This is a genomic window from Nocardia puris (assembly GCF_003315035.1).
GTDB classification, from domain to species: domain Bacteria; phylum Actinomycetota; class Actinomycetes; order Mycobacteriales; family Mycobacteriaceae; genus Nocardia; species Nocardia puris.
The window spans coordinates 128749-149800 of the sequence record NZ_QNRE01000013.1; the positions used below are offsets into that span (position 1 = coordinate 128749).

Annotated in this window: 18 protein-coding genes; 8 read left to right on the top strand and 10 right to left on the bottom strand. The window is 69.6% G+C overall.

From position 1 onward, the window contains the following. The first annotated feature begins 32 nt into the window (after positions 1-32). Together DFR74_RS26745 and DFR74_RS26750 are read left to right on the top strand one after the other, a co-directional pair. Complete coding sequence (locus DFR74_RS26745; protein ID WP_067508604.1) at positions 33-239, top strand: hypothetical protein; 207 nt, start codon at positions 33-35, stop codon at positions 237-239. 70 nt (positions 240-309) lie between these two features. Next, positions 310-3609, top strand: a complete 3300-nt coding sequence (locus tag DFR74_RS26750; RefSeq protein WP_067508605.1) for a serine/threonine-protein kinase — start codon at positions 310-312, stop codon at positions 3607-3609. A gap of 41 nt (positions 3610-3650) precedes the next feature. Here the strand turns inward: DFR74_RS26750 and DFR74_RS26755 are convergent, their stop codons facing one another. From DFR74_RS26755 to DFR74_RS26765, 3 genes are all read right to left on the bottom strand, one after another. Continuing rightward, entirely contained in the window at positions 3651-4622 is a 972-nt protein-coding gene (locus tag DFR74_RS26755; protein ID WP_067508606.1) for an AurF N-oxygenase family protein, read from the bottom strand. A 95-nt stretch (positions 4623-4717) separates the two neighbouring features. After that, positions 4718-5071, bottom strand: a complete 354-nt coding sequence (locus tag DFR74_RS26760; protein WP_067508608.1) for a nitroreductase/quinone reductase family protein — start codon at positions 5069-5071, stop codon at positions 4718-4720. 111 nt (positions 5072-5182) lie between these two features. Continuing rightward, entirely contained in the window at positions 5183-5755 is a 573-nt protein-coding gene (locus tag DFR74_RS26765; protein WP_067508777.1) for a TetR/AcrR family transcriptional regulator, read from the bottom strand. 74 nt (positions 5756-5829) lie between these two features. On the opposite strand from DFR74_RS26765, the gene DFR74_RS26770 reads away from it, so the two are divergent. Together DFR74_RS26770 and DFR74_RS26775 are read left to right on the top strand one after the other, a co-directional pair. Further along, the gene (locus DFR74_RS26770) at positions 5830-6429 is read left to right on the top strand and encodes a flavodoxin family protein (protein ID WP_067508779.1); all 600 of its coding nucleotides are present in this window, start codon (positions 5830-5832) and stop codon (positions 6427-6429) included. After that, positions 6426-7502, top strand: coding sequence for an NAD(P)H-dependent flavin oxidoreductase (locus tag DFR74_RS26775; protein ID WP_067508610.1), 1077 nt, complete (start codon positions 6426-6428; stop codon positions 7500-7502). The genes DFR74_RS26770 and DFR74_RS26775 overlap by 4 nt, the downstream gene beginning before the upstream one ends. A gap of 5 nt (positions 7503-7507) precedes the next feature. Here the strand turns inward: DFR74_RS26775 and DFR74_RS26780 are convergent, their stop codons facing one another. Then, positions 7508-8437, bottom strand: a complete 930-nt coding sequence (locus DFR74_RS26780) for an alpha/beta hydrolase (protein WP_067508612.1) — start codon at positions 8435-8437, stop codon at positions 7508-7510. Positions 8438-8755: 318 nt separating this feature from the next. Between DFR74_RS26780 and DFR74_RS26785 the strand changes: the two genes are divergently transcribed. Beyond that, complete coding sequence (locus DFR74_RS26785) at positions 8756-9994, top strand: glutaminase (RefSeq protein WP_067508614.1); 1239 nt, start codon at positions 8756-8758, stop codon at positions 9992-9994. 35 nt (positions 9995-10029) lie between these two features. Continuing rightward, complete coding sequence (locus tag DFR74_RS26790; RefSeq protein WP_067508616.1) at positions 10030-10365, top strand: MmcQ/YjbR family DNA-binding protein; 336 nt, start codon at positions 10030-10032, stop codon at positions 10363-10365. 421 nt (positions 10366-10786) lie between these two features. On the opposite strand, the gene DFR74_RS26795 is transcribed toward DFR74_RS26790, so the two are convergent. From DFR74_RS26795 to DFR74_RS26820, 6 genes are read right to left on the bottom strand one after another with little or no spacing between them, the layout of a single operon-like run. Then, positions 10787-12235, bottom strand: a complete 1449-nt coding sequence (locus DFR74_RS26795; RefSeq protein WP_067508617.1) for an NCS1 family nucleobase:cation symporter-1 — start codon at positions 12233-12235, stop codon at positions 10787-10789. A 23-nt stretch (positions 12236-12258) separates the two neighbouring features. After that, complete coding sequence (locus DFR74_RS26800; RefSeq protein WP_067508618.1) at positions 12259-13761, bottom strand: CoA-acylating methylmalonate-semialdehyde dehydrogenase; 1503 nt, start codon at positions 13759-13761, stop codon at positions 12259-12261. Continuing rightward, on the bottom strand, positions 13758-15083 hold the full coding sequence (locus DFR74_RS26805; RefSeq protein ID WP_067508620.1) for an aspartate aminotransferase family protein: 1326 nt from the start codon (positions 15081-15083) through the stop codon (positions 13758-13760). The genes DFR74_RS26800 and DFR74_RS26805 overlap by 4 nt, the downstream gene beginning before the upstream one ends. Then, entirely contained in the window at positions 15080-16105 is a 1026-nt protein-coding gene (locus DFR74_RS26810; RefSeq protein ID WP_067508622.1) for a TIGR03842 family LLM class F420-dependent oxidoreductase, read from the bottom strand. Before DFR74_RS26810 ends, DFR74_RS26805 begins: the two co-directional genes overlap by 4 nt. Positions 16106-16114: 9 nt before the next feature. After that, the gene (gene hydA, locus DFR74_RS26815; RefSeq protein ID WP_067508624.1) at positions 16115-17536 is read right to left on the bottom strand and encodes a dihydropyrimidinase; all 1422 of its coding nucleotides are present in this window, start codon (positions 17534-17536) and stop codon (positions 16115-16117) included. A gap of 16 nt (positions 17537-17552) precedes the next feature. Beyond that, positions 17553-18401, bottom strand: coding sequence for a nitrilase-related carbon-nitrogen hydrolase (locus DFR74_RS26820; protein ID WP_067508626.1), 849 nt, complete (start codon positions 18399-18401; stop codon positions 17553-17555). Between the two features lie 112 nt (positions 18402-18513). Here DFR74_RS26820 and DFR74_RS26825 point away from each other — a divergent pair, with 112 nt between their 5' ends. Further along, complete coding sequence (locus tag DFR74_RS26825; protein WP_067508628.1) at positions 18514-19872, top strand: aminotransferase-like domain-containing protein; 1359 nt, start codon at positions 18514-18516, stop codon at positions 19870-19872. A 23-nt stretch (positions 19873-19895) separates the two neighbouring features. Then, the gene (locus DFR74_RS26830; RefSeq protein WP_067508781.1) at positions 19896-20531 is read left to right on the top strand and encodes an AAA family ATPase; all 636 of its coding nucleotides are present in this window, start codon (positions 19896-19898) and stop codon (positions 20529-20531) included. Positions 20532-21052: the final 521 nt, after the last annotated feature.

Genomic DNA, 21052 nt, shown 5'->3' on the forward strand with positions numbered 1-21052 from the left:
GGCGGTCCTCGAGTGAGCGCCGGAGGACCGAGATGAACGTACTGATCGAGATGCAGACCCTGTGCCTGACGCGCCCGTCCAGCGGGGCCGACGCGGACTCGCTGGCCCGCTGGTACGCGGCGAAGGCGCGGCTGCACGAGCACCTGGCGGGCGAGGGCGGACCCGACAGCGGACGGGAGCGCGAGCTGGCCGCCTCGGCCCGGCGACACGCGCAGCGGCTGGCCGGGGCAAAGGTGTAGCGAACGGGGTTATCCTCGCAGAAAGGGCCGGTTCCGGCCGGCCGCGAGCACGCCCGAATCGAGGCCCGCGATGGCCGATATGCCGCCGACGCAGCGCAGAGCCGCCGCCTCGGGGATCCTCGCGGAGCTGGGCGCCGAAGGTTTCGAGGACGCGCGGGAGATCGGGCGCGGCGGATTCGGCGTCGTGTACCGATGCAGCCAGCCCGACCTGGACCGAGTCGTCGCGGTGAAGGTCCTCACCGGCGATCTCGACCCCGATGTGCTCGGCCGCTTCGTCCGGGAACAGCAGGCCATGGGCCGCTTGTCCGGGCACCCGCACATCGTCGCGGTCTTCCAGGTCGGCACCACGCGCGGCGGGCATTCCTATCTGGTCATGCCGTATCACGCGCGCGGCTCGCTGGAACAGCGCATCCGCGCGGCGGGCCCGCTGGACTGGTCGGCCACCCTGCGGCTGGGCGTCAAGATGTCGGGCGCGCTGGCCACCGCGCACGGGGCCGGGATCCTGCACCGCGACGTGAAACCCGCCAATATCCTGATCACCGACTACGGCGAACCGGAACTCACCGACTTCGGCATCGCCCGCACCCCGGGCGGCTTCCGGACCACCACCGGAATCGTCACCGGCACACCGGCTTTCACTGCCCCCGAAGTGCTGCGCGGCGCGGCGCCGACCGAGGCCTCGGATCTGTACGGCTTGGGCGCCACGCTGTTCTGCGCGCTCACCGGCCACGTCGCCTACGAGCGGCGCGCGGGCGAGCAGGTGCTGACGCAGTTCCTGCGGGTGAGCGCGCAGCCGGTCACCGATCTGGCCGAGCGCGGCGTGCCCGACGAGGTCCGCACCGTCATCGAGCACGCCATGGCCACCGAGCCCACCGACCGTCCGGAGAGCGCGGCCGCGCTGGGCGAGGAGATCCGAGAAGCGCAGCGCCACACCGGTTCACCCGTCGACGCGCTGTTGCTGCCCTCGGCCACTCCCGCCCCGCCGATCCGCGAAACAGCCACGGCCCCACCCACTCCCGCGACCAAGTACCGGCCGCCCACGCCGGCGCGCAGCCCGCTCGCCCGGAAACGGCTGCTGGATCTGCTGCGGGCCGGGGAACGCACCCGCCTCATTTCGATCCACGCGCCGAGCGGATTCGGCAAGACCACCCTGGCCGCACAGTGGCACGACGAGCTCCGCGACACCGGCGCCGCGGCGGCGTGGCTGACGGTGGACGAGGACGACAACAACCTCGCGTGGTTCCTCGCCCACCTGGTGGCCGCGCTGCGCCCGGCCGTCCCGCACCTGGCCGACGAGCTGGACCGCGTGCTGGACACCACCGCCGAGGACCCCGCCCGCGCCGTGCTGACGGCGCTGATCGACGGCCTGCACGGCGGCGACGAGCGGGTCACGGTGTTCCTGGACGACTGGCAGCGGGTCACCGCGCCCACCACGGTGGCGGCCGTCCGGTACCTGCTCGACCACGGGTGCCACCACCTGCCGATCGTGGTGACGAGCACCGCACGGCCCGAACTTCCGTTGAGCCGGTTGCGCATTCACGGCGAACTCGTCGAGATCGGCGCGGCGGCACTGCGTTTCGACACCGACGAGGTGCGGGCGTTCCTCGCGGAGGCGGGCGGCGTGCGGCTCTCGCGCGAGGAGGCCATGTCGCTGGCCCACCGCACCGACGGCTGGGTCGCGGCGCTGCAACTCGCCGTGCTCTCGCTGCGGGCCGGCGAGGTGCCCGCGCACCTGATCGACCGGCTCACCGAACATCCCGATATCGGGGAGTTCCTCGCCGAGAACGTGCTGGCCGCCATGGCACCCGAGACGCTCGACTTCCTGATGTCCACGTCCCTGTGCGAGCGGGTGTGCGGCGACCTCGCGGCCGAACTCACCGGCCGCGCCGACGCCGAGGAACTGCTGGCCGATATCTGCGACCGCGGCATGTTCCTCCAGCGGGCGGGCACCGATCGGGCATGGTTCCGCTACCACCAGCTCTTCGCCGGGTACCTGCGGCAACGCCTGGCCCACGACCGGCCCGGCGAGCTGGCCGCGCTGCACCTGCGGGCGGCCGACTGGTTCGCGCGCCACCACCTGCTCAACGACGCCGTCGAGCACGCGCTCGCCGCCAACGACCCCGAGCGGGCTGCCGATCTCGTGGAGGCCGACGGCGCCCACCTGCTGGAGCATTCCAAAATCGCGCTGCTCCAAGGGATTCTGGCCAAGTTGCCCGCGCACGCGATCCGCGCCAAGCCCGAGGTGCATCTGCTCACCGCGTGGGTGAACATCGTGCTGCGCCGCCCGGCGGCGACCGCGGTGGCACTGGAGGGTTTCGAGACCGCGCTCGCCGAAGCCGCCCTGGGCGGACCCGAAGTCGCGGACCTGCGCGCCGAAGCCGATGTGGCCAAGGCGGTCGCCGAGCTGTTCGCCGACCGGGTGGCCGGGGTGGATCGGCTGCTCGCCGACGCGCTGGCCCGCCCCGAGGCGTTCTCACCGCGGGTATCGGGCGTCGCGGCGAACGTCGCCGCGTTCACCGCGATCTACCGCTTCGACTTCGACGCCGCCCGCCGGGCCCAGCAGTGGGCGGCCGGATACCACGAGGAGAGCGGGCCGTTCGCGTCCGTCTACGGGCGGTGCTTCGCCGGGATGGCGGCCCTGCGCCAGCTGGACCTGCCCGCCGCCGAGGAACTGTTCCGCGAGGCGCTCGACACCGCGCGCGCCACGATGGGCCGCACCTCGCACGCCGCCCGGCTGGCCTGCGCCGCCTTCGGCGAATTGCGTTACGAGACCGGCGATCTGGACTCCGCCCACGCCCTGCTGGAGGAGAGCAGGGATTCGGTCACCGAGGGTGGTGGCGGCGTGGACTTCATGATCGCCACCTACGCGGTCGGCGCGCGGGTGCGCGCACTGCGCGGTGATCGCGACGGCGCGCGAGAGCTGTTGAACGAGGGGGCTTCCCACGCCGAACGCCTCGCCCTGCCCCGGCTGGCGGCGCGCGTGCGCAACGAGTGGGTCCGCCTCGGATTCGACCTCGACCCCGGCGTGGCCGAGGAAATGCTCCGGCCGCGCAACCCGCACCACGACGACGGAATCACCACCGTCACCGCCGAATCCGACGAGGACTCCGCCATCCGCCTGCTGCTGGCCGACTCCGACCCGGCCCGGCACGAGGAGGCCGTCGCCCGGGCGCGCGCCCTCCTGGAAGCCATCGACGCCGACCGCCGACCGCTCGCCGGTTTGCGCGCGCAGTTCCTCCTCGGCGTCGCACTACGGCGCGCGGGTCACGCCGGCGAGGCCGAACGCATCCTCACACCCGCGACCGAACGCTGCACCCGCCTCGGACTCTCCCGGCTCCCGCTCGACGCGGCGGCAGGGACCGGGGACTGATCCGCCATGTTCCTGCGCCGGACCCGGCGCGCCGCGACCGCTCAGGCCAGGGTGCGGTCGGGTTCGCTGCGGTAGCGGGAGACGGGGCCGTCGATGCCGAGCAGGCGCCAGGCCGCCTTGGCCACCGGGTTCATCAGTCCGACGTCGGTGCACAGGGCGCGGACGTCGCCGAAGATGCTGCGTTTGGTGGCGCGCGATTGCGGGGCGTTCCAGTAGGCGTCGCGCATCACGTGGGCCGGGATCTCGAACTTCTCGACGAACTCCTTGGGCGGGGTCATGATCATGCCGAGCATCACCCGCATGGCGACCGGAAAGCCCAGGGAGAGCACGAATTTCGGCACCGGGTGCAGGCCGGGGACGTTGCGGCGCAGGTATTCGTGCGCGAACGAGATGTGCCTGGCCTCCTCGGCCACGTGGATCTGCATGACCCGCTGCACCATCGGGTGCATGTCCTCACCGGCCCGCAGGACCGACTTCTGGAGGTGGTCGATGGGCTCCTCGCCGCCGAGCACCATGGTGAAGAACAACGCGGGGAAGTACTTCACCGCGGGCCAGATGATCATCGTGAGCTTGCGGTCGATCGAGCCCATGCCGACGACGTCCTCGCCGATGCGATTGATCATCTCCTGGAACATCATCGTGTGGTTGCACTCTTCGGCCGCCTCGTGCGTGACGTACCGGAACTCGGGATCGCCGTTGGGCACCGAGATCAGGTACTGCATGAGGCCGCGGATCAGCAACTGCTCGAAGTCCAGGCCCACCTTGGCGATGCCGGCCTGGCGCCACATCCCCATCGCGATCTGGCGCTCCACCGGCTGCGCCTTGTACCAGGGGTGGCGGCCCAGCGGGTCCTCGTCGGGCATGATCCAGCGCGTATCGGTGGGGTCGACGGCGAAATCCGGTGAGTCCCAGTCGATATCGAGGTAGGGGTCGAAGTGCCTGTGCACCGAGCCCTCGGACAGGTCGCGCAGGATCTCGTGGTACGACGCATCGGTCGAAGCGGTGGACAACATCGGCGGTGTCTCCTTCGGCAGTCGAGCTACCACCAAGGTTAGTGATACGTCGCGTCACATGCAACAGGTTTCATCGAACCGAGACCGGCGCGGGCTCACCCCTCGCCGAGGCGCACCCGCACCGTGACCCGCCCGCGCTCGTCGCGCGTCGCCACGGCGTGACCGGTCTCGTCCACGCCGTTTCGCCGCACCACGATCGGCGCGCCGTCGTCCAGGAAGTTCCGCCACCACTGCTTGCGGTCCGGCATCGCCACACCGATCAGCAGGTCGTCCCCCTTGCGCCAGTAGTTCACCGGCGTGCTGAATGTCTTGCCGGATCGCCGTCCGACATACGACACCGTCGCGAACCCCCGCCCCAGGATCCGCCCGATCACCGGCGCCTCCGTCAATGCCACCACCCCGGCATTGAACCCGCGCACCGCCCGCCGCGCCAATGATTCCGTCGCCATGAGCCCTCCGCTCACTCGAATACGTCCCGGACGGTCTCCACGGTACGCGGCCCGGCCGCAGCGTTCTCGGCGACGAACGGAGGATCACCGATGCCGTTCTCCCCCAACCCCTCACACGCCGAGCAGGCGACGGGTCTGCGACCAGAGATCGTCGAGCGACGCGGGGTCGTTGGTGAGCTTGGCGAACAGCACGGCGCCCTCGAGTTGAGCTAGGACAGCGCGGGCGGTCTCGTCGGGGGCCGGAACCCCGGCCTGGGTGAGGATGGCGGCGACGATCGCGGTCTGCTCATCGAAGACCTCCCGGATGCGCCGTTGCACGCGCGCCTCCTGGGTGCTCAGTTCGAGGCCGAGGTTGGCGAGCAGGCAGCCGCGAACCGTGCCGGTAGCGGCCTTGTCGGCACGCTGGGCGGCGGCCTGACCGTCGAGCAGCACGGCGAGGCGGTTCAGCGCGGGGCCGTCACCCTCGCGCGCCCGGATCCATTCGGGCCGTTGGGTTTCCCAGTGCCGGTCGACCACCGCGATGGTGAGTTCCTCCTTCGACGGGAAGAAGTGATAGAAGCTGCCCTTGCGCACGTCGGCGTGGGCGCAGATCTCGGCGACGCCGATGCCGCTGTAGCCCCGGTCGTGCATCAATGCGCAGGCCGCCGCGAGCAGGCGGTCGGCGGCGTCGCTGGTCCGTCCCATGACGACCACTGTAGACGACCGGTCAATTATCTGTAATAGTTGACCGGTCGTCTCTAGTCTTGAAGGAGAACACCATGCCGGAGATCACCGTGGCCGTCGCTTATCACAGCGGATTCGGGCACACCGCACGCCAGGCGCACGCCGTCGCGGAGGGAGTGGGCACCGTGGACGGCGCGACGGCCGCGCTGTGCGACGTCGGACGGCTCGGGGACCCGCTGTGGCGGACCTTGGACGAATCCGCCGCGATCGTGTTCGGCACACCCACCTACATGGGCAGCCAATCGGCGGTGTTCCAGGCGTTCGCCGAGGCCAGCGCACCGGTGTGGGCGGCGCAAGGCTGGCGGCACAAGCTCGCGGCCGGGTTCACCAACTCGGCGGGCGTCAACGGCGACAAGCTCAACACGCTGATCTCGTTGTCGCTCTTCGCCGCCCAGCACGGGATGACCTGGGTCAGCCTGGACCTGCCGCCCGGCTGGCTCTATACCGAACACGGCGACGCCGCCTCGCTCAACCGGCTCGGCGGGTTCCTCGGCGCGATGGCGCAGTCACCGTCCGACGTGGACGCCGAGCGCGCTCCCGGCCCCGCCGACCTGGCCACGGCCGCGCATCTCGGGGCGCGGGTGGCGGCGCAGGCGCTGGCGCTCACCCGCGGCCGGGCGGCGGTCGCGCGATGAACCGCTTCACCACACTGCTGGGTATCGACGTGCCGATCGTGCAGGGCCCCTTCGGCGGTGGCCTGTCCTCGGTCGACCTGCTCGCCGCGGTGTCCGAGGGTGGCGGGCTCGGCTCCTTCGGCGCGCACGTGCTGACCGGCACGGAGATCGCCGACGTGGTGGCGCGGGCACGCGCCGCCACCGAGCGGCCCTTCGCGGTGAACCTCTGGGTGCCGCAGCCCGGCGAGCCGACGGGTTTCGCCGACGCCGACCGCGACCGACTGGCTCGCTACTACACCGAACTCGAGGTGGCACCGCCCGATTCGCTGCGCACACCCGACTACGAAGAGCAACTCGCCGCTGTCCTGGCGGCCGCGCCACCGTGCGTCAGTTTCGTGATGGGGATTCCCGACGCCGGGTTCCTGGCGGCCGCGCGCGAGCGGGGCATCGTCACGCTCGGCACCGCCACGACCGTCGAGGAGGCGATCGCGCTGGAGCGGGCGGGCTTCGACGCCGTCGTGGCCTCGGGCAGCGACGCGGGCGGACATCGCGGAGCCTTCCTGCGACCGGTGCACGAGTCACTGGTCGGCACCTTCTCGCTGATCCCGCAGGTCGCCGACGCCGTGCGGGTGCCGGTGGTCGCGGCGGGCGGCATCGCCGACGGCCGTGGCATCGCGGCCGCGTTCGCCCTCGGCGCGGACGCGGTCCAGATCGGCACCGGCTTCCTGGCCACCGACCAGTCCGGCGCCTCGGCCCCCCACCGCCGCGCGCTGCGCTCCCCCGACGCCCGCACGACGGTGCTGACCAGGCTCTTCTCCGGACGCCCCGCCCGCGGCATCCCGAACCGCTTCGTCCGGGAGATGGCGCAGCACGAGGCCACGGTGCCGCCGTACCCCGCGCAGAACGCCCTGATGGGCCCCCTCCGCCGCCGCGCCGCCGCGAACGGCGACGCCGGCCTGCTCAACCTCTGGTCGGGCCAGGCGGCACTGCTGGCGGGTGCGGCCGATGCGGGCGAGTATCTGCGTCAACTCCGGGACCAAACGCGTGCATCAGTCGAAAGGCTCAACCGGGGAGACGATTTCGCTGGATTCTGAACGCGCTACGTACTCCGCGTGACGAAGTCGGCCACGGCGGATTCCAGCTGACTCAGCCCCGGTTCCTCGAGCGGGTAATGGCCCGCGTTGTCGAGCAACACGGTTTCCACGGGCACCTTCCGGATCCTGGCGAGGAACGGTTCGCTCAGGGCGAGCGGGGTCCAGCGGTCGGCCGCGGGCTGGGTCAGCAGGATCGGGCAGGCGTCGAAGTCCTCGGGTTCGACGGCGCGCGCGTAGGTGGCATAGCTCGCCAGGAAGGCGACCGGCAGCCAGTTCCCCGCCGACGTGCGGTCGCGCGTCATGACGCGCAGCGCGGCCGGATCGTTCACCAGCGCCGACATCTTCGCCGCCAGCGTCATCGGATACCGCACACCCCGCAGCGGGGTGCGCGCCAGCATGCCCATGGCCGGGATGCCGACGCGGGCGGAGAACAGGTCGTGGGAGGTGGCGTCGCGGACCCGGCGGTCGCGCTGCTCGAGGAACGTCATGCCGACGAGGCCGCCCAGCGTGCCGCTCGGGGCCGCGGCCGCCGCGTGATAACCCACCATCCCGCCCGCGCTCAGGCCGAAGAACACCATCGGCCGGTCGTCGCGGGCGCGCTCGTGGGCGAGGAAATCGACCACCAGGTGTATCCAGTCGTCATAGGTGGGGATCGTGCCCGGCGCGAGCACCGTGAGCCCGTACCAGAGGTTGTCCAGCGCGACGGTCTCGAAACCGCGCCGAGCCAGCGGCGCGCCGAGAATCAGAGTGAGCTGCCTGCCATTCGTGCCGACCCCGTGGTGCAGAACGACTTTCGCTGGCGCGGACGGATTCGGATAACGATCCAGGTGCACACTATGGCCGCGCCACCCCCAGAACTCCTCCCCCGGCGCGGTGTTGTCGTCGAGGCGCAGACGTTCCGGGAGGAACTGTTGCAGTTCCCGCCACTGCGGCATGTCCCGGTAGTACCGCACTGCTGTTCCGCCTCTCTGTCCGCCTCTCCGCGTTTCAGGCCGGTCGCTAGTGCAGGGAGGCTCTGGAGCCGGGCTGCCGGTGAGGTGATGTCGAGTTCGTCCGTACCCCTGGAGTTACCCATGTTCTTACGTGATCAGTTGGCGACTGATGGGCCCACACCGCTTGTTACCCGCACTGAGCAGGCACACTGCGGGTAACCCAGTCTACTGCGCACGGCTATCTCTCGGCACACGCTTGGTCTTCGCGCACGCTGTGTACCGTGGACCGGGCGACTGCTCCCGTTCGGATCGGAGGACCGAGTGCGATCACCGGTAGGCGACTACCTGCAAGAAGTGCTCGACGCCCTGGCCGATGAGCGGTCCGGTGCCGTGGCCGACTACATCCCCGATCTGGCGAACGCCGATCCCGACGTGTTCGGGGCCGCGGTCACCACCGTCGCGGGCCGCACCTACGCAGCGGGCGACGACGAGGTCGAGTTCTCTATCCAGTCCATCTCCAAACCGTTCGCCTACGCTGCCGCGCTGCTGGACCGCGGCAAGGAGACGGTGCTCGCCGCGGTCGGCGTCGAACCGTCCGGTGAGGCGTTCAACGAGCTTTCGCTGGAAACCGGGTCGCGCCGGCCGAAGAATCCGATGATCAACGTCGGCGCCATCGCCACCCATGATCTGCTGGTGGGGCCGGGGGCGAGCGTGGCCGACAAGGTGGAGCGGGCGCGAGAGTTCTTCTCCGCGTTGGCCGGTCGCGAACTGGGCATCGACGAGTCGGTGTTCGCCTCCGAACTCGCCACCGCCGACCGCAATCTCTCCATCGCCCACATGCTGCGCAATTACGGTGTGCTGCAAGACGATCCGCACGAGGTGGTGGAAGGGTACACGCGCCAGTGCTCGATCACCGTCACCGTGGGCGATCTGGCGGTCATGGGCGCGACGCTGGCCAACGGCGGCGTGCAGCCGCGGACGGGTGAGCGCCTGATGCCGCCCGAGGTGGCCAGGCAGACGCTCACCGTGATGGCCGCCGCCGGGATGTACGACGGGGTGGGCGAGTGGTTCGCCACGGTCGGCATCCCTGCGAAAAGTGGTGTGGCGGGCGGACTTCTGGGCGCGCTGCCCGGACAGTGCGGTATCGCCGTGGTGTCGCCGCGCCTGGACGCGCACGGCAACAGTGTGCGCGGTATCAAGGTGTTCCAGCGGCTGTCGGCGGATATGGGGATGCACCTGATGGATTCGGTGCCGTACGGCTCGACCGTGCTGCGCGGTGTGCACACCTCCGGCGGGGAAACGGTGTTCGAACTGCAAGGCGTCATCCAGTTCAGCGGTGGTGAGGCGGTGTTGCACGGTCTGGAATCCGATACCTCCGGCACGGCCGTGGTGCTGGACCTGTCCCGCGTGGACCGGATGAACGACGTGGGCCGCCGAATGCTGCTGGAGGGACTGCGCCGGATGCGCCTCGACGGCCGCGCGGTCGCGCTGATCGACCCCGACCGGGTGCTGCCCGACCCCGACCTCGGCGACGGCACGCTGCCCGAGATCCGCGGCTGACCCACCTGTCGGCGGGTCCTGGAAAGATGCGTGGCATGAGTACCACGGGGGACGATGTCCGCAGCTACGCCCTGTCGCTGCCGGAGACCGTCGAGCAGTTCGCCTGGGATATGCCCATCTTCCGCGTCGCCGGAAAGCTGTTCCTCACCCTGCCCGAGGCCGAGACATCGATGGCGGTCCGCTGCCCGATCCTCGACCGTGACGAACTCGTCGCCGCCGAGCCGCACAAGTTCTGGATCGCGGCGCACGAGGCGAACAACGCGTGGGTGCGCGTGCGGCTCGCCGCGCTGGACGATCGCGAGGAGCTCGAGGCGATCATCCTGGATTCGTGGACCCTGGCCGCGCCCCGCCACCTGCTCGACCAACCCTGAGCGCGGCCCGCACCGCGCTACCGGTTCACCACTCGATCGCGGCGATTCGCAAACGGCGACCGATCCGAGCGGCGCGAACCACCTCGCGCCTGGCGACCACTTGTATGGATCCGGCGAGTTCCCCACGCGGCGTCCACGCGGGGATAACCTCGATGGCATGAACGGCTGGAGGGTGCGCGGCCGGAGCCTGCGGCCGGATCGTGTGGTCTTCGACGCGCCGTTCGGAAAGAACGCCCCGCGCGGGCATCCAATTCTCCAGATAACCACCGTTCATCGGGGGCGGGCGTGGGTCGCCGACCTCGCCCACGCCAGCCGCGTCTGCCGCGAGATGACCGGCGCCGGAAGGCGCCTGGTACCTGGGTGAGAAGTCAGATCTCCCGACATAGAAATGCGGCGGCCCGGGTGGGCCGCCGCACTGGGGTCAGGGGGTCGATACAGGGCGTTTGACGTTGAGTCCGTACATGATTGCCGCGCCGAGGGCGGCGCCGACGGGCCAGGAGAGGGCGGTGATGGTCTGGGAGTCGGGGGCCAGGGCCACGATGACGGCGATCGTGCCCGAGATGCCCAGGGCGATCAGGGCTTTCGGGTTGAATCCGCGGGTGTACCAGTAGCTGCCTTCGGGGTGGTCGGAGTAGAGGTCGCCGACGGCGGTGCGCTGGCGGCGGACCAGGTAGTAGTCCACGACGAGAATGCCGAAGACGGGGCCCATGAGGGCGCCGACGCCGCCGAGGAAGTAGATGATGAAATCCTGGTTCTCCCAGAGCTTCCAGGGCAGCACCACGATGGACAGCACGGCGGTGATGATGCCGCCGGTGCGGAACGAGATGTATTTCGGTGCGGCATTGGAGATGTCGTAGGCGGGCGAGACGAAGTTCAGCACCACGTTGATGCCCACGGTCGCCGTCGCGAAGAGCACGGCGGCGATCATGACGATCGCATCGTTGTCGATCTCGGCCACCAGCGCGACCGGATCGTGCAGCACCTCCCCGTACACCTTCAGCGTGGCCAGCGAGATGACGATGGACAGCACCACGAAAGCCGTTTCGTTGAACGGGATTCCCCATGCGTTACCGCGCAGCACGGCCTTCTTGCTGGGCGAGAACCGTGCGAAGTCGGCGTAGTTCACCAGCGGCCCCGCCATGAACGACACCATCAGGAACGCGACGCCCACGAACGCCGCCACGGTCGCCCCGCCCGAGAGCGGTTCACCGGCCCGCGCGTTGAAATCGATGCTCCAGTCGGCCTTTCCGAGAATCCAGATGGCCAGCGCGATCATGCCGATCCATACCACCGGCCCCGCGAAGTCGGACGCCTTGCGCACCACTTCCATGCCGTAGTTGATGATCGCCAACTGCACCGTCCACAGCACCAGGAACGCGATCCACCCCAGCGCGGACAACCCCAGGAAGCTGGATTCCGTCCACGACGCCAGCCCCGGCCACACGCGCAACAGCAGAATCATGAGCGCCGTCGAGGCGAGATAGGTCTGGATGCCGTACCAGAACACCGCCACCACGGCGCGCAACAACGCCGGAACGTTGGCGCCGAACACCCCGAAGGCGGCGCGGGCGAAGACGGGGAACGGCACCCCGACCTTCTGCCCCGCGACGCCCACGAGGTTGCTGCCCAGCCACAGGATGAGCACGCCGACGAAGAGCGCGAGCATCGTCTGCCAGCCCGTCATGCCCAGGGCCAGCATGCCGACGGCGAAGCCGTAGCTGGCGATGCTGTGCGCCGAGGTCATCCAGAGACAGAAGATGTCCCAGGTACGCCAGGTCGCGGTCTCCTTGGTTGTCGGTGCCAAGTCGTCGTTGACCAGCGTGGAACTGCCCGGCGCGCCGCCCGGCGGCCGTACCCGAGTTTCGGTCATCGGATGATCCTTCTTGCCTAGTGCTAACTGTTCCTCGGGAACCCGAGGTCGATGCCGCCATGGCTCGGGTCGAGCCAGCGGGAGGTGATCGCCTTCTCCTGGGTGAAGAAGGCGAAACCGTTGGGGCCGTAAGCTTTCGCGTCACCGAACAGGGACGCCTTCCAGCCGCCGAAACTGTGGTAGGCCACGGGCACCGGGATCGGCACGTTCACGCCGATCATGCCGACGTTCACCTGCCGCTGGAAGCGCCGCGCCGCGCCCCCGTCGTTGGTGAAGATCGCGGTGCCGTTGCCGTAGGGCGAGGCGTTGATGAGATCGACCGCGTGCTCGAACCCTTCGACCCGCACCACGGAGAGCACGGGCCCGAAGATCTCGTCGCGATACACCGCCGAGGTCACCGGAACCCGGTCGATCAAAGTGGGGCCGAGCCAGAAACCGTTGGGATCACCGTCGATCGGCGACTCGCGCCCGTCCACCACCACGCGCGCGCGATCGGCGGCGGCGGTGTCCAGATACCCCGCCACGCGGTCGCGGTGCTCGCGGGTGATCAGCGGGCCCATATCGCAGCCGCGCCGTCCGTCGCCGGTGCGCAGCCCCTGCATCCGCTCGGCCACCCGCGCCACGAAATCGTCGGCGATGGCGTCGACCGCCAGCACCACGCTCACCGCCATGCATCGTTCACCGGCCGAACCGAACCCGGCGTTCACCGCCGCGTCGGCCGCCAGATCGAGATCGGCGTCGGGCAGCACCAGCATGTGGTTCTTCGCCCCGCCGAGGGCCTGCACGCGTTTGCCGTGCGCGCTCGCCGTCCGGTAGACGTAGTCCGCGATCGGCGTGGAGCCGACGAACGAGATGGCCGCCACGTCGGGGTGGGTGAGCAGCGCGTCCACGGCCTCCTTGTCGCCGTGCACCACGTTGAGCACGCCGACGGGCAGGCCGGCGTCGGCGGCCAGTTCGGCGAGCCAGTTCGCCGCGGAAGGGTCCTTCTCACTCGGCTTGAGCACCACCGTGTTTCCCGCCGCGATGGCGATCGGGAAGAACCACAGCGGCACCATGGCCGGGAAGTTGAACGGGCTGATGATGCCCACCACGCCGACCGGTTCGCGCACCGAGTACACGTCGACGCCGGTGGAGGCGTTCTGGCTGAACTCGCCCTTGAGCAGATGCGGCATGGACAAAGCGAATTCGACGACTTCGAGTCCGCGCGCGATCTCGCCCGCCGCGTCGGAGAGGACCTTGCCGTGTTCGGCGGTGAGAATGGCGGCCAGCGCGTCCTTGCGGGCGTTGAGCAGTTCGCGGAAGTTCAGCAGGAACCGGTGCCGCGTGGCGATGGAGGACTCGCGCCAGGCGGGCAACGCGGCGGCCGCGGCGGCGACGGCCGCGCCCACGTCGCTCGCCGTGGCCATCCGCACGCTGCGCTGCGGCACGCCCAGCGCCGGATCGTAAACCGGTGCGGTGCGGGTGGATTCGCCCGTCCAGGGCTTTCCGTCGACCCAGTGGTCGAGCACGTCGGCGGGATTCGTCATCGGATCTCCTCGGGCAGAGCGGTGAGTACTTCGCGCAGCGCGGCGGCGGCCTCGTGGACCTCGGCCTCGGTGACCACGCAGGGCGGGGCGAAATGAATTCTGTTGTCGGCCAGGAACGGCAGCACGCCGCGCGCGACCAGGTCGGCCTTGATCCGCGCCATGGCGGCGGCCGAAAGCGGCTGGCGGGTCTCACGATCGGCGACGAGCTCGATCGCCCAGAACACGCCTTCGCCGCGCACTTCGCCGATCAGCGGCACGTCCTCGGCCACCCGCGACAGCGCGGGACCGATCACGGTGCGGCCGATGCGTTCGGCGTTCGCGACGATCCCTTCGTCGGCCATCACGTCGAGCGCGGCGACGATGGAGGCGGCCGCGAGCGGATGCCCGCTGTAGGTGAGGCCGCCGGGGAAGACCCGCTCGTCGAAGGTGCGGGCGATGGGCTCGGAGATCACCACGCCGCCGACGGGCACGTATCCGGAGTTCACGCCCTTGGCGAAGGTGATCAGGTCCGGGATCACGTCGTAGCCGTCGAACGCGAACCACCGTCCGGTGCGGCCGAAGCCGCACATCACCTCGTCGAGGATCAACACGATCCCGTAGCGGTCGGCGATCGCGCGCACGCCGGCGAGGTAGCCGGGCGGCGGCACCAGGATGCCCGCAGTGCCGGGCACGCTCTCCAGCAGGATCGCGGCGATAGTGTCGGGACCCTCGCACTGCACCACGCGTTCCAGGTGCCGCAGCGCGCGCTCGCTCTCCTCTTCGGCACTGCTGGACCAGAATTCGCTGCGGTACAGGTACGGGCCGAAGAAGTGCACGTGCCCGCGCGCGTATTCGTTGGGCATACGCCGCCAGTCGCCGGTGGCGACCACCGCGGCGCCCGTATTGCCGTGGTAGGAACGGTAAGTCGAGAGCACCTTGTCGCGCCCGGTGTGCAGGCGGGCCATCCGGATGGCGTTCTCGTTCGCGTCGGCGCCGCCGTTGGTGAAGAAAACCTTGTCGAAGCCCTCCGGCGCGAGCGCGGTGATCCGCTGCGCCGCCTCGCCGCGCTGGAGGTTCGCGACGGCCGGGCCGATGGTGGTGAGCCGCGCCGCCTGGTCGGCGATGGCGGCGGTGACCACCGGATGCTGGTGCCCGATATTGACATTCACCATCTGGCTGGCGAAGTCCAGGTACTCGCGGCCCGCGTGGTCCCACACCCGGCAGCCGCGTCCCCCCGCCAGCACCAGCGGGTTCAGCGCGGCCTGCGCGGACCACGAATGGAACACGTGGGCGCGGTCGAGTTCGTAGGCGCGGGCGTCGAGGTCGATCCCCACGGCGGTCATGCCGACACCTTCGTCGCCGTGATGGCTTGCCGCAGTTGCGGAATCACGGTCTCGCCGTAGACGCGCAAGGTCTCCTCCTTGTTGTCGTGCTGCAGATAGCCGGCGAACTGGTCCACGCCGAGATCGGCCAGCGCGCGCAGTTTCGCGATGTGGTCCTCGGGGGTGCCCAGCACGCAGAACCGCTCGACGATGTCGTCGGAGACGAAGTCGGCGTGCGTGTTTCCCGCCCGGCCGTGCTGGTTGTAGTCGTAGCCTTTGCGGCCCTCGATGTAGTCGGTGAGCGCGGCGGGCACCTGTCCGGAGGTGCCGTACCGCTCGACGATGTCGGCGACGTGGTTGCCGACCATGCCGCCGAACCAGCGGCACTGATCGCGCATGTGCTGCCGATCGGTGCCGATGTACATCGGTGCGGCGACGCACATCTTGATCGAATCGGGGTCGCGACCGGCCGCCGCGGCGGCCTTGCGGACGGTGCCGATCATCCACTCCGCGATGTCGAGATCGGCGAGCTGCAGGATGAACCCGTCGGCCACCTCGCCGGTCAGCGCCAGCGCCTTCGGCCCGTAGGCGGCCACCCACACCTCCAGCGCGGAGCCGGTGCTCCACGGGAATTGCAGTGTGCTGCCGCCGTATTCGACCGGGCGCGAGTTGGCCAGCTCGCGGATCACGTGGATGGACTCGCGCAGCGTGGCGAGGGTGGTGGGTTTGCCGCCGCCCACGCGCACCGCCGAATCACCGCGCCCGATGCCGCAGATGGTGCGGTTGCCGTACGCCTCGTTGAGGGTGGCGTAGAGCGAGGCGGTGACGGTCCAGTCGCGGGTCGCCGGATTGGTCACCATGGGCCCCACCGTGATTCGCTTCGTCTCGTGCAAGATCTGGCTGTACAGCACGTACGGCTCCTGCCACAGCAGGTGCGAATCGAAGGTCCACAGGTGGCTGAAACCGTGCGCCTCGGCCAGTTTGGCCAGTTGCACCGTGCGCGCCGCGGGCGGATCGCATTGCAGTACCGCTCCGAATTCCATGGCGTCTCCTCAGATCAGGTACTGACAGGGGTCGCGGCGCACGAACTGCCCGTCGCCTTTGGCGCCCCGGTATTCGCCGTCGGACACCACGACCTTGCCGCGGGCGAGCACCACGTCGACGTGCCCGTCGATCTCGTAGCCCTCCCAGGCCGAATGGTCCATGTTCATGTGGTGGGTCTTGCCGAGGCCGATCGAGGTGTGGCCGTTCGGGTCGTAGACCACGATGTCGGCGTCCGCGCCCGGGGCGAGCACACCCTTGCGGCCGTAGAGGCCGAACATCCGCGCCGGGGTGGTGGAGGTGATCTCCACCCAGCGCTCCAAGGTGATCCGCCCGTCCACCACGCCCTGGTACATCAGGTCCATCCGGTGTTCCACGGTGCCGATTCCGTTGGGAATCTTGGAGAAATCGCCGAGCCCCATGTCCTTCTGCCCCTTCATGCAGAACGGACAGTGATCGGTGGACACCATCTGCAAGTCGTTGGTGCGCAACGCCTGCCACACCTGATCCTGGTGCTCCTCCTGCCGCGACCGCAGCGGTGTCGAACAGACCCACTTCGCGCCCTCGAAACCCGCCGCGCCGAGGTTGTCCTCCAGCGAGAGGTACAGGTACTGCGGGCAGGTCTCGCCGAACACGTTGCGGCCGCGATCGCGCGCCGCGGCCAGTTGCGCCACAGCCTGTTTCGCCGACACGTGCACCACGTACAGCGGCGCGCCGGTGAGGTCGGCGAGCATGATCGCGCGGTGCGTGGCCTCCTCCTCGAGCTGCCAGGCGCGGGCGATGCCGTGGTAGTACGGCGCGGTCTTGCCCTCGGCCAGCAGCTGTTCGACGAGCACGTCGATGGCGGGGCCGTTCTCGGCGTGCATCATGGTGAGCAGGCCGGTGTCGGCGCCGGTCTGCATGGCGCGCAGGATCTGCGCGTCGTCGCTGTAGAAGACGCCGGGGTAGGCCATGAACAGCTTGAAGCTGGTGATGCCCTCGTCGGGCAGTCGGCGCAGCGCGGCCAGGGATTCGGCGTTCACGTCGCCGATGATCTGGTGGAACGAGTAGTCGACGGCGCACTGCCCGTCGGCCATCTTGTGCCAGGTCTCCAGCGAATCCTGCACGCGCTCACCGAACTTCTGCACGGCGAAGTCGATGATGGTGGTGGTGCCGCCCCACGCCGCCGCCCTGGTGCCGGTCTCGAAGTCGTCGGAAGCCGTTGTCCCGCCGAACGGCATGGACATGTGCGTGTGCGCGTCGATGCCGCCGGGGATGACGTACTTGCCGGTCGCGTCGACGACCGTGTCGACCGTCTCGGCGAGGTTCGCGCCGAGCACCGTACTGCCCGGTTCGAGCAGGGCGACGATGCGTTCGCCGTCCACCAGCACGTCGGCCGCGCCGCGGCCGGTGGCCGAGACCACGGTGCCGCCGGTGATCAAAGTCGTTGCCATGCGCACCTCCTCGTGCTCAGGGCGCCACGATGGCGTCGTAGGAATCCGGGCGGCGGTCGCGGTAGAACTGCCAGTCGCCGCGCACCTCCCGCACCAGGTCCAGGTCGATATCGCGGATCACCAGCTCGTCGGTGTCGGTGGAAGCCACCGCGCCCACGTAGTTGCCGCGCGGGTCCACGAAATACGAACTGCCGTAGAAGGTCACCGCGTCGTCGCCGAACTCGTCGGTCTCGGTGCCGATCCGGTTGTTCGCGGCGACGTAGTACTGGTTGGCGGCCGCCGCGGCGGGCTGTTCCAGTTCCCAGAGCCGGTTGGACAGGCCGGGTTTGGTGGCCGACGGGTTGAACACCAGTTCGGCGCCGCCCAATCCGTACGCGCGCCAGCCCTCCGGGAAGTGCCGGTCGTAGCAGATGTAGACGCCGATCTTGCCGACGGCGGTGTCGAACACCGGGTAGCCGAGGTTGCCGGGGCGGAAGTAGAACTTCTCCCAGAAGCTGGGCAGGTGCGGAATGTGGTGCTTGCGGTATTTGCCCAGGTAGCTGCCGTCTGCGTCGATCACCGCGGCGGTGTTGTACAGCACGCCGGGCTGGTCCTCCTCGTACACCGGGAGCACGATCACCATCCGGTGCGCGCGGGCCAGTTCGGCGAATCGCTCGGTGGTGGGCCCCGGCACGGACTCGGCGTACTCGTAGTACTTCTTGTCCTGCACGTTGCCGAAGTAGGGCCCGTAGAACAGTTCCTGGAAGCAGATCACCTGCACGCCCGCAGCGGCGGCCTCTTCGACGAACCCCTCGTGCTTGGCGATCATCGACTTCTTGTCGCCGGTCCACGTCGCCTGGGTGATGGCGGCCTTGATTGTCGTCACCTGTCGATCTCCCTACCGAAGTTTGATTATGTTATCTTCGACGGTAAACATTTCCTGAATATTTCAGTCGGTGCCGGAAGTGTAAATCTCGCGGCGTGATCGAGAAGTGAAAATGAGCGACCGGATTCAGATCGATGACCCCACCCCCGCCGGGATCGCGGGCGCCATCGCGCGCCTCATCACCAGCGGCGAGCTGCGGGCGGGCGACCGTCTGCCCACCGTGCGGGAGCTTTCCAGCAGGCTGGGAGTCAGTCCCGCCACCGTCAGCCACGGCTGGCGGGCGCTGGCGCAGGCCGGCCTCGTCGTATCGCGGGGTCGCAGCGGCACATTCGTGGCCGAGGGCGGCGCGCGGCCCGCGGCGTCCCGGACCGACGGGATGACCCGGGGCGCCACCACGGCGCGACTGGACCTCTCGCTCGGCACGCCCGATCCCGTGCTGCTGCCCGAGATCGGGTCGATCCTGTCCCGGCTCGCCCTGGGTGCGGAGACCACCGACTATCACCAGGCGCCCGTGGTGCCGGAGCTCGGGCGGCTGTTGCAGGCCGACTGGCCGACCGGGTCGGGCGCGCTCACCGTGGTGGACGGGGCGATGGACGCGGTGGCGCGCAGCCTGCACGCGGTGGTGCGGTTCGGCGACCGGGTGATCGTCGAGGACCCGACCTTTCCCTACATCCTGGACTATCTGGATTCCATTGGCGCGCAGACTGTTCCGGTGCGGATGGACGGCGAGGGCGTGCTGCCCGCCGAGTTCGCCCGCGCGCTGGCGACCGGGGCCACGGCGGCGGTGCTGCAGCCGCGCGCGCAGAATCCGACCGGGGCGTCCATGAGCGCGGAGCGCGCGGCGGAACTGGTGGAAGTGCTACGGCGCAGCGAACATCGGTGCATGGTGATCGAGGACGATCACTCCGGGCCCGTCGTCCCCGCCGAGGACATCAGCCTCGGGCGCTGGGTGCCGGACCGGGTGCTGCACGTGCGCAGCTACTCCAAATCGCATGGGCCCGATCTACGGATCGCGGCGCTGTCGGGGCCGGAGGAGATCATCGACCGCATCGTCGCCACCCGCATGCTCGGCCCCGGGTGGACGCCCCGCATCCTGCAACGCCTCCTGCACGAGATGCTGCGCGACGAAACCGTCACCCGCACCGTCGAATTCGCCCGTGACCAGTATCAGGCGCGCCGCCGCGCCCTCGCCGACGGGTTGCGCGAGCGCGGTGTGCGCATCGCCGACGGGCAGGGACTCAACGCCTGGGTGCCCGTCGCCGACGAACGCACCGCCCTGGTTCACTTGGCGGCCAACGGAATTCGCGTCGCCCCCGGCGGGCCGTTCTTCGTCGCCGACCGCGGGCACCCCGAAGCCGTGCGCGTGACGATCGCGCCGCTGTCGGAGGGGGTCGAGGAAGTGGCGTCGGTGCTGGCGTTGGCGGCGCGGCCCCGGCAGTCGGAGTACTTCTCGCTGGGGCGGGAAGGGTAGGGGGCGCCGGTACCGTGGTGCGCATGCTGTTGTGGATCAACGGGCCTTTCGGTGGAGGGAAGACGCAGACCGCGTTCGAGCTGCACAGCCGGTTGCCGGGGAGCGTGGTGTGCGATCCCGAGGAGGTGGGCTACGGGTTGCATCGCACGATGCCGCCGGCCCTGCGGCGCGACTTCCAGGACTACCCGAGCTGGCGGCAAGGTGTGTTCGAGGTGCTCGATCACGTGGTCCGGGCGCACGACGGGGTGGTGATCGCGCCGATGACGGTGGCGAATCCGCAGTATTTCGCGGAGACGGTGGGCCGGCTGCGGGACGCGGGCAACGAGGTCCACCACTTCGCGTTGCTCGCCGACCGGGAGACGGTGATCGAGCGGTTGCGCGACCGAGGTCTCGGACTCGCGCCGGTGCTGAAGGCGGTCGGGCAGGCCGATCTCCTGCTGCGTCGCGAACAGTTCGCCGTCGACAAGCTCGACTACTGCCTCGAGCGGTTGAGCGCACCCGAATTCGCCGAGCACATCCGGACCGACACCACCCCGGTCCCGGCAGTGGCGGAACGCATCGCAGAGTCGGCCGGCTTGCGGCTGGAGCCCCGCGACGACAACCCGGTCCGCGCCAAACTCCGCCGGGTGGGGGTCACGCTCCGCCACACGTTTCGCTGAGTCTCCCGGCACTCACCGGTGTTCCTTGGCGAGAATGGTTCCGCCGCAACATCATCGGGCCATGGCGGAACACCGCTCGAGGTCCGTGTGAACGGACCGATGCCGAGCAACGTCGGCACCGCGAACAGGTGCGGGCCGAGTTTCGCTTCGCCGTCGCCGAGCACCGCGAACTGCTCGACCAGCTCGCGTGAGCCGCGTCGTCGTCCGACAGGGGCCGCGGGCGAGCCGCGCTCGGATTCGCTCCGGGGGCGAACCGGTCCGGAACGAACTGACACAACGGACGACTCGTCGTCGGTCGAACGCCGCGCCGCTCCCTCTGATCAACGCGGCGGAACGTATCGCATCCGACGACGGATCAGTTCGACGACCGTGAAGGCGTCATCGACCGCGGGCACCCCGAAGCCGTGCGCGTGACGATCGCGCCGCTGTCGGAGGGGGTCGAGGAAGTGGCGTCGGTGCTGGCGTTGGCGGCGCGGCCCCGGCAGTCGGAGTACTTCTCGCTGGGGCGGGAAGGGTAGGGG